Below are 13,138 nucleotides of genomic sequence, written 5' to 3'. Positions count from 1 at the left end.
GAAAATATTTCAGCATTCAAACCTCAGACACCTTCTATAACGGGAACCGGTATGCGCAGTCATTATTGCGGTGAGATCAACGAATCTCACATCGATCAGGAAGTTACACTCTGCGGATGGGTACATCGCCGCCGTGACCACGGTGGGGTTATCTTCCTGGATCTGCGCGATCGGGACGGAATCTCGCAGGTAGTGGTAGACCCAGACGTCCCCGAAAGCTTTGCCCTGGCGGAAAAAGTTCGCAGCGAATACGTGGTGAAAATTACTGGCCGTGTGCGTCGTCGTCCCGCCGGCACCGAAAACAGCAACATGGCCACCGGCCAGGTTGAACTGCTGGGCAAAGAAGTGACCATTCTGAACGCCGCGGCTACACCGCCGTTCCCTCTGGACGAACACGTTGATGTGGGCGAAGACGTGCGCCTGCGCTACCGCTTTATAGACCTGCGCCGCCCGGAAATGCTGAATCGCCTGCGCTTCCGCTCGCGGGTTACCAGCTATATCCGCAATTATTTAGACAGCAACGGCTTTATGGATGTGGAAACCCCCATCCTGACCCGTGCGACCCCGGAAGGCGCCCGTGACTACCTGGTGCCCAGCCGCACCCACGAAGGTTCCTTCTTCGCGCTGCCGCAGTCGCCGCAGCTGTTCAAGCAGATGCTGATGGTGTCCGGCCTCGACCGTTACTACCAGATCGCCAAATGCTTCCGCGATGAAGACCTGCGCGCCGATCGCCAGCCGGAATTCACCCAGATAGACGTAGAAGCGTCGTTTGTGAATGAAGAAGACCTGATGAACCTGAACGAAGGCATGATTCGCGCCCTGTTCAAAGACGTCATGCAGGTAGAATTGCCAGACTTCCCGCGCATGCCACATTCTGAAGCTATGGACCGCTATGGCAGCGACAAACCGGATCTGCGTATCCCGCTGGAACTGCAAAGCGTAGACGACCTGGTCGCCAAGGTAGATTTCAAAGTGTTCGCCGGCCCAGCCAACGATGACAAAGGCCGTGTTGCTGCACTGCGTGTGCCCAACGGTGGCTCACTCAGCCGCAAGCAGATTGACGAATACACCAAGTACGTGGGCATTTACGGTGCCCGCGGCCTGGCGTACATCAAAATCAACGAGCTGGCCAAAGGTGCTGAAGGGCTGCAATCGCCCATCGTCAAGTTCCTGGGCGCTGACGTTGCGCTGTCGATTATCGAGCGTGTCGGCGGCCAGGACGGCGATATTGTGTTCTTTGGTGCCGATAAAACCAACGTGGTGAATGAAGCCCTGGGCGCGTTGCGCATCAAAGTCGGCCACGATCTGAATCTGCTGACCTGTCAGTGGGCGCCGCTGTGGGTCGTGGACTTCCCCATGTTCGAAGAATTGCCTGATGGCGGTCTGACCGCTATCCACCATCCGTTCACCGCGCCCTCGTGTTCGCCGGAAGAGCTGGCGGCCAACCCGGCCACCGCGCTGTCCCGCGCTTACGACATGGTGCTGAACGGTACTGAATTGGGTGGCGGTTCCATTCGTATTCACAGCCAGCAGATGCAGCAGGAAGTGTTCCGCATTCTGGGTATCAGCGAAGAAGAATCCCGCGCCAAGTTCGGCTTCCTGCTGGACGCACTGAAGTTTGGTTGCCCGCCCCATGGTGGCCTGGCCTTTGGCCTTGACCGTCTGGTGATGCTGATGACAGGCTCCAGCTCCATCCGCGACGTGATTGCGTTCCCGAAAACCCAGAGCGCCACCTGCCTGATGACCCAGGCGCCAGGCGCGGTCGACGAAAAGCAACTGCGCGAGCTGCACATTCGCCTGCGTAAATCGGCGAAGGCTGTCGAAGGCAATATTGCTGGTACTGATCGTATCGTCGACAACAGCAACGTCGACGGTAACGCCTGATCCGTGCCCATAATCCTCGGCGTTGATCCCGGCTCGCGCATTACCGGCTATGGTATTATCCGCGTCGAGGGCAGGCATACTGAATACATCGACAGCGGCTGCATCCGCGTGGGTGAAAAACCCATGGCGGAGCGGCTACGAGTGATTTTTCAAAGCCTGGTCACGCTGATTGCGGAATTTCGTCCCGAGGAATTTGCCATAGAGCAGGTGTTTATGGCTCGCAACCCGGATTCTGCCCTGAAGCTGGGGCAGGCCCGCGGTGCGGCCATCGTAGCCGCAGCCACTAGCGGTCTGGAAGTGCACGAATACTCGGCGCGTCAGGTAAAGCAGGCGGTGGTGGGTTCCGGCGGCGCCGAAAAAGCCCAGGTGCAGCATATGGTGCAGGTGCTTTTAAGCCTGTCGCGCAAGCCTCAGGAGGATGCCGCCGATGCCCTCGCCATAGCGCTTTGCCACGCTCACATGAATCAGAGCCTGTTGCGCGTAGCCGGGCAGGGCGGCAAGGCCCGCAGCGGGCGAATGCGGCAGCAATAACCGACATCCAACCGGCACCCGTGCCAGGAGCCTTGATGTGATTGGTCGTATCCGCGGCATTTTGCTGGAAAAAAAGCCGGCCCAAGCGATGGTTGAATGCCAGGGGCTGGGTTATGAGATTGATATCCCCCTTTCTACCTTCCTTAACTTGCCCGATCCGGGGCAGGAACTCACATTACACACTCATTTTGTCGTTCGCGAAGACGCTCAAAGCCTGTTTGGTTTTTCCTCCAGACTGGATCGCGACCTGTTTCGCCTGCTGATAAAAGTGAATGGTGTGGGTCCCAAACTGGCCGTGGGCATTCTGTCCGGGTTGAACGCCGGCCAGTTTATTCGCAGCGTGCAGGCGCGAGACACCAGCGCCCTGGTAAAACTGCCCGGTGTGGGCAAAAAAACCGCCGAACGCCTGCTGGTCGAGATGACAGACAGGATAGGTCAGCTGGAAGGGCAATTTGAACTGACGGCAGCATCCGCTTCTGGTGCAACGCTGCCCGCTAACGCCATGCCGGCGGCGAACGACCCCCGCGAAGAAGCCGAAGCGGCCTTGATAGCGCTGGGTTACAAACCCCAGGAAGCCGCCAAGGCCATCAGCCGTATTGCCAAAGACGGCATGACCAACGAACAGCTGATTCGCATGGCGCTGCGCAACATGATACCCACGGTATGACGCGGCTTTAATGCGCGCGGGGCTGGCGCCGAACCTTGCGTCAGCGTAACGTGACAGCCTGCACAGCCTTTGTACAATTGCCACGCGTTTAAACAGTCCTGATAAAAGAGCCGCTTACACAATGATCGAATCTGATCGCCTGATTTCGGCAAAGCCTGCCGACTACGAAGACGTTCAGGACCGCGCTATTCGCCCTACATTGCTGGCGGACTACGTAGGTCAGCCGTCGGTACGCGAGCAGATGGATATTTTCATTACTGCGGCCCGCAACCGTCAAGAAGCGCTGGATCACGTACTGATATTTGGCCCGCCCGGGCTGGGTAAAACCACTCTGGCCAATATTATAGCCAATGAAATGGGCGTGGCGATTAAAACCACCTCTGGCCCGGTATTGGAAAAAGCCGGTGATCTGGCGGCCATGCTGACCAACCTTGAAGCCGGCGACGTGCTGTTTATCGATGAAATCCATCGTTTGAGCGCAGCGATTGAAGAAATTCTATATCCGGCGATGGAAGATTATCAGCTGGACATTATGATTGGCGAAGGCCCGGCTGCGCGCTCGATCAAGCTCGATTTGCCGCCATTTACCCTAATAGGCGCCACCACCCGAGCAGGCCTGCTGACGTCGCCCTTGCGGGATCGTTTTGGCATTGTCCAGCGTCTGGAGTTTTACAACAACGCCGACCTGACCCGTATTATTCTGCGGTCGGCGCGGCTGTCGTCGGTGCATATTGACGAGGCTGGTGCGTTTGAAATGGCGCGCCGTTCCCGCGGCACACCGCGTATCGCCAACCGCCTGTTGCGCAGGGTTCGCGACTACGCCGAAGTGCGCGCAGATGGCCGTATTACCGCCGACATAGCTGACCTGGCGCTGAACATGCTGAAAGTGGACGATCAGGGTTTTGACCACATGGACCGGCGTCTGTTACTGGCGATGATTGAAAAGTTTGACGGTGGCCCGGTGGGCGTCGAAAGCCTGGCCGCTGCCATCAGCGAAGAGCGCGGCACCATTGAAGACGTGCTGGAACCGTTTTTGATTCAGCAGGGTTTTATGCTGCGCACCCCTCGCGGGCGCATGGTCACCAACCACGCCTACCAGCATTTTGGCGTAGCCCGTGGAGCAGCAAACGGAGAAAGCACGCCGCCTGCGGCAAATGGAGCGCCCGCTGATGACTGAGCTCATCAGCAACAGTTTTGTTTTACCGGTACGGGTTTACATTGAAGACACCGACGCCGGCGGCATTGTTTTTCACGCCAACTATCTGAACTACATGGAGCGTGCCCGTACCGAATGGCTTCGCAGCCACGGTATTGGCCTACGTGCCGGGCTAGCCGACAACGTCAGTTATGTGGTTCAGCGTATGGAGCTGTATTTCCGCGCGCCGGCAAAGCTTGATGACATGCTGGAAGTTCGCGCTGTACCAATTGCTTTTGGTAGGGTATGGATGAAGTTTCGCGAACAAGTCGTGCGCCAGTGCGATCAGAAGCTGTTGTGCGAGGCCAGCGTTACGGTCGCTTGTGTCACCATGGATACTGGCCGACCCCAGCGTTTACCCGCTAATATGACCAGCCTGCTTGAGCAGCAGGTACAGCAGAGCAAGTAGCCGCAGAGCGCACAGCCGCTTTAGAAACGTTTGAAGATTTGTTTAATACGTTGTTTGAAATACTGTCCAAAAAATGGATTAAAGAATTCTCTGAAGAATCATCAAAATAACCGGGAGTAGAAGGTGGAATCTGAAATGTCGGTCTGGTATCTGATTTCCAACGCCGGTGTGCTGGTGCAGTTGGTGATGCTGTTATTACTGTTGGCGTCGGTCGCGTCCTGGGCGCTGATCCTGCAACGCTTTCAGGTATTTCGCAAAGCCCAACAGTCACGGCTGGCGTTTGAAGAGCGGTTCTGGTCAGGCATGGACCTGGGCCAGCTTTACCGTGAAGTGGCCGCCGAACCCACGCCCTTTTCCGGGATGGAATCCATTTTTCGCGCTGGCTTCCGCGAGTTCTCCCGCCTGCGCCAGCAAAGCCATGACGCTGACGCGGTAATGGACGGCGCCCAGCGCGCCATGCGAGTGGCCTTTTCCCGTGAGCAGGAACGGCTGGAAGCCAGCTTGCCATTTCTGGCTACGGTAGGTTCTACCAGTCCTTACATCGGCCTGTTTGGAACCGTATGGGGCATTATGAACTCCTTTCGCGGGCTGGCACAGGTGCAGCAGGCAACCTTGGCCACAGTGGCGCCCGGTATTTCCGAGGCCTTGATCGCCACCGCCATGGGCTTGTTCGCCGCCATTCCAGCGGTTATCGCCTATAACCGCTTTGCCGCGCGCTCCGACGCTCTGCTGAAAAACTATGAAACCTTTGCTGAAGAGTTCTCCAGCATATTGCACCGCCGAGTTCACAGCGGCGACCGAGCAGCATCGTGAATCTCCATTCGCTGAAGGCAAGGGTGTAACCTTATGAAAGGTATGGGGATGATGCCGGAAAGCCGGCGCAAACCAATGTCTGAAATCAACGTGGTGCCCTACATCGACGTGATGTTGGTGCTGTTGATCATCTTTATGGTAACCGCGCCCATGCTGACCCAAGGCGTGAAGGTAGACTTGCCGCAAACCAGTTCCGACCCGATCCAGGCCGAGAAAAACGTAGAAGCGATCATCGTGTCGGTAGACAGCAATGGCGCCTATTACGTGGAAGTGGGTGATCGCGGCAGTGACCCGATGGCGCTGGAAGAGTTGCAGTCAGAAGTCGCCAAGATTCTGTCTCAGCGCAGCAACAGCGAAGTATTGGTGCGCGGCGATGAACAGGTACGTTATGGCACGGTGGTTCGCTTGATGTCGGCGCTGCAGTCGGCTGGCGCGGCCAATATCGGGCTGATTACCGAAGCGCCCCTGGACAAGCCATGACAGCAGTGCAGGCGGGTTTACGGTGAGTGGACGGGAGCGCGAGCAGAACAATGCTGGAACGCCAGCCTGGAAATCGCCCGTGGCGGTTTCCGTTGGCTTGCACCTATTGATTTTGGTGATAGCCATTAGCGGTTGGAGCTGGAGCAGCTCTAACTACGAACCACCACCGCGCAGCATTTCTGCCAGGCTGATAAGCCCTGAACCGCGGCCGGCGCCGGCAGTAACCGAGGTGGACCAGCCTGACGAAGCCGAACAGCGCCTGGTAGAAGATCGCAAATTGCTTGAGCAGCAGCGTAAGGCGGAACAGCAACGCAAAGCCGAAGAACAAAAGAAAAAACAGGAAGCGGACGCCCGCGTGCAACAGCAGGCGGAACAGAAGCGCGAGGAACAGACCCAGGAAAAAGCCCGCGCACAGGCTGAAAAACAAAAGCAGGCGCAGGTCACAGAGGCTGCAAAACTAAAAGCCGACGCTGAAGCTAAAGAGCAGGCCAGGCAAAAAGCGGAACAGCAGGCCGAGCGCCAGCGCCAGGAAGCAGAGCGCAAAGTCGAAGAGCAGAAGCAGCTGGAAGAACAGCGCAAAAAGGCAGAAGCAGAACGCCAGAAGCGCGAACAGCAAGCGAAGGAGAAGGCCGAGCAGGAACGCTTGGAAGCCGAGCGTAAACGCCAGGAGGCAGAGCGCAGGCTGCGTGAGCAGAATTTGAAAGCGCTGGCGCAACAGGCGACAGACGCAGAAGCCGATCAGGCGCGACAATCACAACAAGCTGCGGCAGCCAGAGCGCGTGAAGCGCAAATGCTGACCGATGCAGAAAAGTACCAGGCTTTGATTCGCGAAAGCTTGAGCCGGGCCTGGTATCCGCCGTCGTCAGCCACCGAACAGATGACAGCACGATTACAGATTTCCCTGCTGCCAACCGGTGAGTTGGTGAACGTAACGCTGGTGCGTGGTAGCGGTAATACGGCGTTTGATAATTCGGCACTGAGTGCGGTGCGTTCATTGAGCCGCTACTCTGTGCCTCCCGACCGGGACACGTTTGACAGCTATTTTCGCCAGTTTACCATCGAGTTCAACCCCAGTCGGTTGCGCTAGAATACGAGTAACACTATGACACAGGCTCTGAACATGACGTCGTTAACAGCCCTGAAAAATCGCACCGTTCGCGCGGCGCTGACACTGGTTTTGCTGCTGGCGACCAGCTTGCCGCTGCGCGCCGAGCTGCTGATCCGCATCACCGAAGGTGCTGGTTCGGCGCTGCCCATCGCCGTGGTGCCGTTTGCCGAAAGTGGCGCTATCCCGCCGGGCGATACCCTGGCCGACATTGTGCAGTCGGATCTGACCATGAGCAGCGAGTTTCGCACTCTATCAGCGGAAAAAATGCTCAGCCTGCCGTCGCAGCGTTCCGAAGTGCACTTCCGCGACTGGCGACTGCTGGGCCAGCGTTATGTACTGGTCGGCCAGTTGACCCGTCAGGGTGATCGTCTTGAGGCCCGCTATGAGTTGTTTGATGTGAACCGCGAGGAGCGCATTTTGGGCGAGAGCGCGGGAGCGCCTTTGGGCGACCTGCGCACCCTGGCCCATCACGTCAGTGACCGGGTTTATGAAGCCATTACCGGCGAGCCAGGTGCTTTTTCAACGCAACTGGCGTACATAACCCGGGAAAACGTTGGCGATAAAGTTCGCTATCGCCTGCAGGTCAGCGACATTGATGGCAAACGTTCGCGAGTGCGCCTTGAAAGCCCTGAACCGATTTTGTCGCCGGCCTGGTCGCCGGATGGTGGTAGTCTGGCGTATGTGTCGTTTGAAACCGGCAAGCCGGCGATTTACGTGCACGAACTGGCCAGTGGAAAACGCACAAAAATCGCCGACTTTCGTGGCTTGAACTCGGCCCCGGCCTGGTCTCCTGACGGTAAATCCTTATTGATGACATTGTCTAAAGGCGGCAATGCTGACATTTACCGGATGGATCTGGCCAGCCGTGATCTGACCAAGCTCACCGACCATTGGGCTATCGAAACCGAAGCCAGCTACGGTGCCGGCGGAGACGAAATTTTCTTTACCTCTGACCGCTCTGGTGGCCCGCAGATCTACCGCCAGAAAGGTAAGGGCGAGCCGCGCAGGATGACCTTCGGTAGCCGCTACAACGCGCGCCCCAGGCCTGACCATAAGGGCGAGTTTGTGTATTACGTGCACCAGCGCAGTAGCGGGTTTCATATTGCGCGCACCAACCTTGAAAGCGGGGAAGAGACAGTGCTTACCCGCACCGAATCCGATGAATCACCCAGTGTCTCCCCCAACGGACGCATGCTGATCTACGCTACCCGTCAGGGTGGTGCCAGCGTGCTGACGGTTATCTCGGCGGATGGCGGTGCAGCTTATAGCTTGCCTGCTACCGAAGGCGATGTCCGTGAGCCGGCGTGGGGCCCGCTGACTCGGTAACTGGCTGGCCAAAAAAGGCCGACCGGTGAGTTAGGAAGTAAACGCAGTTTTTGAATGATTAATGACCGTGTTTTAACCCATTAACGACAAGTCTTTAACCTATTGATGACTATATTTTAGTCCATTGACGACGAGGAAATGCTCATGATGTTTTCAGTTCAGTCCAAAGCTATTGCCATGCTGTTCTCGGTTGGCCTGATTGCCGGTTGTAGCTCTACCGGCGACCCGATGGAAGACGCCGATTACGGTTCCGATGTGTCAGCAGTAGACCAGCAGGGTGGCTCCACCGTGTTCAGCGACGGCAGCCGTGACGGTGTATCGTCTTCACAGCTGAGCGAAGAAGAGCGCATGGCTGAACAGCAGCAGTCGCAACAGATGGCGCTGCGCGACGTTACCGTGTTTTACTTTGATTTCGACACCGCTGAAATCAACTCAGAATCCCGTGACGCACTGGTTTCCCATGCGCGCTACCTGTCTGCTAACCCGTCAATGAACGCCCGCCTGGAAGGCCATGCGGACGATCGTGGCACCAAAGAATACAACCTGGCCCTGGGCGAGCGCCGTGCTAACGCAGTGCAGCGCTTCTTGATCGTAAATGGCGCTTCACGTGGCCAGCTTGAAACCATCAGCTATGGTGAAGAAAAGCCAGCGGTACAGGGCATGAGCGACAGCGCCCGTTCCCAGAACCGTCGGGTAGAGCTGCTTTTCCGTTAAACCTCGTTGTTAACACTCGCTGTTAACACGACGAGGAACTTTTAGCCTTCATCAGGTACGCCCATGACTATAAAGCTCATGGCGGCTGCCACCCTCCTGTTTGCGGTAACGCAGGCAGGAGCGGTGCTGGCACAGTCGTCGACACCGGCATTCCAGAATAATGCGTCTGAGGCCAGCCGCCAGGCCGGCAATAATCAAGCGAGCGCAGAGCTGTTTTACATGCTGCAGCAGTTGCAGGGCGATTTACGGCGCCTGCAGGGTGAGGTAGAAGAGCAACGCCATCTGCTAGAACGCCTGGAGCAGCAGAGCCGCGATCGCTACATTGATCTGGATCAGCGTATTCTGAAGCTTACTGCGGCGCAGCAGCAGGCTCAGGCGGCCGCCAGTGCCGCACCCGCAACGCCTGCACCTGCCGCCGTGCAAGCAAAAGACTATCGTCAGCCTTCCGCTGAAGAAAGCAAAGCCTACAACAGTATTGTTGACCTGATTCGTAACCAGAAAAAATACGACCAGGCGATCACCCAGATTTATGAGTTTCTGGACACCTATCCCGAAGGTGACCTAACCGTGAATGCCTATTACTGGCTCGGTGAAGTCTATCTGGTGAAACCTCAGCTTGAGCAGGCCAAGCAGGCCTTCAGCATTGTCGCTACGCGTTTTGCCGACCACCGCAAGGCAGCGGATTCAACCTATAAACTGGGGATTACTCTGGACCGGCTGGGCGAAAAGGAAGAGGCTGGCCGGCGAATGCAAACCGTGGTAAAAAACTACCCGGACAGCAGCGCGGCGAAGCTGGCTCAGAGCTATCTTGACGGCCAAAGTAGCGGCAGTTGAAGGCCGGCGTTTGGAAAAAATGAAAAAAACGGGCGCAAAGGGTTGATCACGCCTGAAAAATCATTAATATGTGCGCCTCGCTCGGGGTCGTTAGCTCAGTTGGTAGAGCAGTTGGCTTTTAACCAATTGGTCGATGGTTCGAATCCATCACGACCCACCAAACACCCGTCAGGGTCTTGTTAACACAGTGTGGTGGCACAAAGTGTTAGCACAGAGCTCCGGCGGTAAGCACTGAAGTGTTGCAGTGCTGCGGTGGTTTAAAGCAGTTTCAACGCGCAAGCACGCCGACCAACAGGCTGTTTGTTATTCAGTGAGCAATTTAGGGTCGTTAGCTCAGTTGGTAGAGCAGTTGGCTTTTAACCAATTGGTCGATGGTTCGAATCCATCACGACCCACCATTACTCAAGGTCTGCTGAAAAGCAGACCTTTTTTTTATCTTTTTTTACCTTTGACCCACCATTCCCTGCGTTCCCTCCTGTTCTTGGTCGCTTTTTACCCTCTTGCCAGACAGAACACTAGAGTCTGAAATGGTATACTCGTGCGTACAAAGTCACTGCCAGAAAGCAATTGAGAGAAGCTGTAAATGACTAAAGCCGAAGACCGTATCCTTGTTCAGGAATACCTGGCCCACGCCGCGGAGCCGAAGCCCCTTAGCGCTGAAGAAAAGGCGCGGCTTGAAGCTCGCATCAAGGCTTCTCTGAAGGAAAAAAACGCTGTTCTGGTGGCGCACTATTACGTCGACCCAGACATTCAGCGCCTGGCTGAAGAAAGTGGTGGCTGTGTCGCCGACTCCCTGGAAATGGCCCGTTTTGGCAATCAGCATCCCGCGTCTACCGTAGTGGTGGCCGGCGTTCGCTTTATGGGCGAAACCGCCAAGATTCTGAATCCAGAAAAAACCGTTCTGATGCCCACGCTCGAAGCCACCTGCTCACTGGACGTAGGTTGCCCGGTGGATGAATTTTCAGCTTTCTGCGATGAACATCCAGACCGCACTGTGGTGGTGTACGCCAACACCTCGGCGGCGGTTAAAGCCCGCGCCGATTGGGTGGTCACCTCAAGCTGCGCCCAAGCCATTGTGGAATCGCTGGACGCCCGCGGTGAAAAAATCCTGTGGGCGCCAGACAAACACCTGGGCCACTGGGTGCAGAAAACCACCGGCGCCGACATGCTGCTGTGGAACGGCTCCTGCATTGTGCACGAAGAGTTCAAGCACCGTGGCCTGGAAGATCTGAAAGCGATTTACCCGGACGCCGCCGTATTGGTGCACCCGGAATCGCCGGATGCGGTGGTGGAACTGGCCGACGTTGTAGGGTCTACCTCACAGCTGATCAACGCCGTAAAAACCCTGCCGAACGAACGCTTTATTGTGGCGACCGACAACGGCATTTTTTATAAAATGCAGCAATTGGCACCCAACAAAACCCTGATTGAAGCGCCCACCGCCGGTAACGGTGCGACCTGCCGCAGCTGCGCTCAGTGTCCGTGGATGGCTATGAATGGGCTGGAAAACCTGCTGGCAGTGCTGGAAGCACCAAAGGGCCAGGCCAGCAATCAGGAAGTGCTGGTAGATGAAGCCCTACGTGAAGACGCTCTGCGGCCTTTACAGCGCATGCTGGATTTCACCGCCAATATGAATCTGAAGGCGGCTGGCAACGCCTGAAACGTTTAACCATTGCGCCGAACGTTAAGCTCGGCGGTAATGGCGCTCAAGCGCTCGGTTACAATCTGGCGCATGGGCGACCCGGCCGTCAGTTTTTCCTGGGCCTGGCGTAATTGGCGCTGGGCCGATTCCAGGTCGCCCATCAACGCATCGTATTCCGCTCTTGCCCTGTGCACTCCCACAATATTGCGCGCCATGCCTTCGGCTTCCGCCAGCTGGAACCACAAGTGTTCCTGTTGCGGTTTGTTGCGAGCCAGCTGTGACAGCAGTTCCGCCGCCGCTGCGCCGTTGTCCGAGGCCAGTTCCAGCTGCGCCAGCGTGTGGGTAATCGGGTAGTTGCCCGGGTTGCGAGCCAGCGCCCGCACCAGCAGCGCCCGAGCTTCAGTCAGACGTTTGTCGGCAATTAAACTTTGCGCCAGAGTCACCTGAAACGTAATGCGCCCAGGGTTGGCCACCAACAGCTGGTTAAGCAGGGTCTCAGCTTCGGCGTATTGGCGGTCTTCTATATAAGCCACTGCCAGCCCATAACGAATGGCGGTATTGCTGGTATCGTTGCTAGAGCCGGTGCCGGTATTTTTTAATTCATTAAGCGCCGCCCGAAAACTATCGATGGCAGCACCCGCAGAAGCCGCATAATGCACCTGCAGGCGGGCCCGTATCAGATGGTATTCCGGGCTGTCTTCGATGCGCGTCAACGGGTATTGCGCGGCGCGGTTCTGGGTGTCTGCAACCCGGCTCTGGGATAGTGGGTGGGTAGACAAGTACTCGGGCACGCTGTTGCCTTGCCAGCGGCTCTTCCGCATCATAATTTCAAACATTTCCGGCATGCCCCGCGGGTCTAGCCCGGCGTTGGCAAGAATATCCAATCCTACGCGGTCCGCTTCCTGCTCATTTGCGCGGCTGTATTCCAGCATATTCTGAATCGCCAGGGCCTGAGTACCGGCAATAGCGGCAATGCCAATGTCAGACTGGGTAACGGCTGTTAGCACAATACCGGCAATCAGGCCGGCGATGGTCAGCGGGGTGCTGGTTTGCTGCTGTTCCAGGCGGCGGGCAAAATGGCGTTGGCTAAGGTGGGCCAGCTCGTGGGCCAGCACCGATGCAAACTGCTGCTCGGTGCGGGCAAACAGAAACAGACCGCCGTTTACCCCTACAATGCCGCCGGGCACCGCAAAAGCATTGAGGGCAGGGTCATCAATCAGCGCCAGTGTGAGGTCACGGTTCTGCAAAGGCGCCGATGGCACCAAGCGGTAAAGAATGGCGCCCAGGTAGTCATACACCAGAGGGTCGGTGATCTGCGGAGCGGAACGCCGCAGCGACACCAGCACCTGGCGCCCGATATCAGCTTCCTGCTGGCCGGCAATCAGGCCGCCACCGGTGCCGCCGATGGTGGGTAGCGTGCTACCCTGACTCTGAGCAGCGGCGCCTGTACTGACACCCATAGTCATTAATGTCAGCGCCAGCAGCGCGCACAGCAGGATATTGAAGCGAAGGTGGCCATTCAGGCTGTTCATGTT

General features: G+C 57.0%; 13 protein-coding genes and 2 tRNA genes. 14 read left to right on the top strand and 1 reads right to left on the bottom strand.

Annotation, left to right across the window (positions count from 1 at the left end):
* Window positions 1–51 precede the first annotated feature (51 nt).
* From aspS to nadA, 14 genes are all read left to right on the top strand, one after another.
* Window positions 52–1,884 carry an aspartate--tRNA ligase gene (gene aspS / locus ATI45_RS06765; protein ID WP_098418818.1) on the top strand — a complete coding sequence of 611 codons (1,833 nt, stop codon included), beginning with the start codon at window positions 52–54 and terminating at the stop codon, window positions 1,882–1,884.
* A gap of 3 nt (window positions 1,885–1,887) precedes the next feature.
* A complete protein-coding gene (gene ruvC, locus ATI45_RS06760) occupies window positions 1,888–2,415 on the top strand; it encodes a crossover junction endodeoxyribonuclease RuvC (protein ID WP_007352044.1) in 528 nt (175 codons plus the stop codon).
* A gap of 37 nt (window positions 2,416–2,452) precedes the next feature.
* Window positions 2,453–3,082 (top strand): Holliday junction branch migration protein RuvA, encoded by a 630-nt coding sequence (gene ruvA, locus ATI45_RS06755; protein ID WP_098418817.1) that lies wholly within the window; start codon window positions 2,453–2,455, stop codon window positions 3,080–3,082.
* A 121-nt stretch (window positions 3,083–3,203) separates the two neighbouring features.
* Entirely contained in the window at window positions 3,204–4,259 is a 1,056-nt protein-coding gene (ruvB, locus tag ATI45_RS06750) for a Holliday junction branch migration DNA helicase RuvB (RefSeq protein WP_098418816.1), read from the top strand.
* Window positions 4,252–4,686, top strand: a complete 435-nt coding sequence (ybgC, locus tag ATI45_RS06745; protein WP_098421675.1) for a tol-pal system-associated acyl-CoA thioesterase — start codon at window positions 4,252–4,254, stop codon at window positions 4,684–4,686. The genes ruvB and ybgC overlap by 8 nt, the downstream gene beginning before the upstream one ends.
* A 135-nt stretch (window positions 4,687–4,821) precedes the next feature.
* Window positions 4,822–5,499 (top strand): protein TolQ, encoded by a 678-nt coding sequence (tolQ, locus tag ATI45_RS06740; RefSeq protein WP_416376606.1) that lies wholly within the window; start codon window positions 4,822–4,824, stop codon window positions 5,497–5,499.
* Window positions 5,500–5,532: 33 nt separating this feature from the next.
* On the top strand, window positions 5,533–5,979 hold the full coding sequence (tolR, locus tag ATI45_RS06735) for a protein TolR (RefSeq protein WP_098418814.1): 447 nt from the start codon (window positions 5,533–5,535) through the stop codon (window positions 5,977–5,979).
* Between the two features lie 79 nt (window positions 5,980–6,058).
* Window positions 6,059–7,066 (top strand): cell envelope integrity protein TolA, encoded by a 1,008-nt coding sequence (tolA, locus tag ATI45_RS06730; protein ID WP_098418813.1) that lies wholly within the window; start codon window positions 6,059–6,061, stop codon window positions 7,064–7,066.
* A gap of 33 nt (window positions 7,067–7,099) precedes the next feature.
* On the top strand, window positions 7,100–8,413 hold the full coding sequence (gene tolB, locus ATI45_RS06725) for a Tol-Pal system beta propeller repeat protein TolB (RefSeq protein WP_228706229.1): 1,314 nt from the start codon (window positions 7,100–7,102) through the stop codon (window positions 8,411–8,413).
* A gap of 144 nt (window positions 8,414–8,557) precedes the next feature.
* Complete coding sequence (pal, locus tag ATI45_RS06720) at window positions 8,558–9,127, top strand: peptidoglycan-associated lipoprotein Pal (protein ID WP_098418811.1); 570 nt, start codon at window positions 8,558–8,560, stop codon at window positions 9,125–9,127.
* A 63-nt stretch (window positions 9,128–9,190) separates the two neighbouring features.
* Entirely contained in the window at window positions 9,191–9,961 is a 771-nt protein-coding gene (ybgF, locus tag ATI45_RS06715; protein WP_098418810.1) for a tol-pal system protein YbgF, read from the top strand.
* An 84-nt stretch (window positions 9,962–10,045) separates the two neighbouring features.
* A tRNA-Lys gene (locus ATI45_RS06710) sits at window positions 10,046–10,121 on the top strand.
* Between the two features lie 162 nt (window positions 10,122–10,283).
* Window positions 10,284–10,359 (top strand) — tRNA-Lys (locus ATI45_RS06705).
* Between the two features lie 185 nt (window positions 10,360–10,544).
* Window positions 10,545–11,621 carry a quinolinate synthase NadA gene (gene nadA, locus ATI45_RS06700; RefSeq protein ID WP_098418809.1) on the top strand — a complete coding sequence of 359 codons (1,077 nt, stop codon included), beginning with the start codon at window positions 10,545–10,547 and terminating at the stop codon, window positions 11,619–11,621.
* A 5-nt stretch (window positions 11,622–11,626) separates the two neighbouring features.
* Here the strand turns inward: nadA and ATI45_RS06695 are convergent, their stop codons facing one another.
* On the bottom strand, window positions 11,627–13,135 hold the full coding sequence (locus tag ATI45_RS06695; protein WP_098418808.1) for a M48 family metalloprotease: 1,509 nt from the start codon (window positions 13,133–13,135) through the stop codon (window positions 11,627–11,629).
* Between the last annotated feature and the right edge of the window lie 3 nt (window positions 13,136–13,138).

Origin of the sequence: Marinobacter sp. LV10MA510-1, assembly GCF_002563885.1 — a bacterium.
Classification (GTDB): domain Bacteria; phylum Pseudomonadota; class Gammaproteobacteria; order Pseudomonadales; family Oleiphilaceae; genus Marinobacter.
This window is presented reverse-complemented; position numbering and strand designations above follow the sequence as displayed.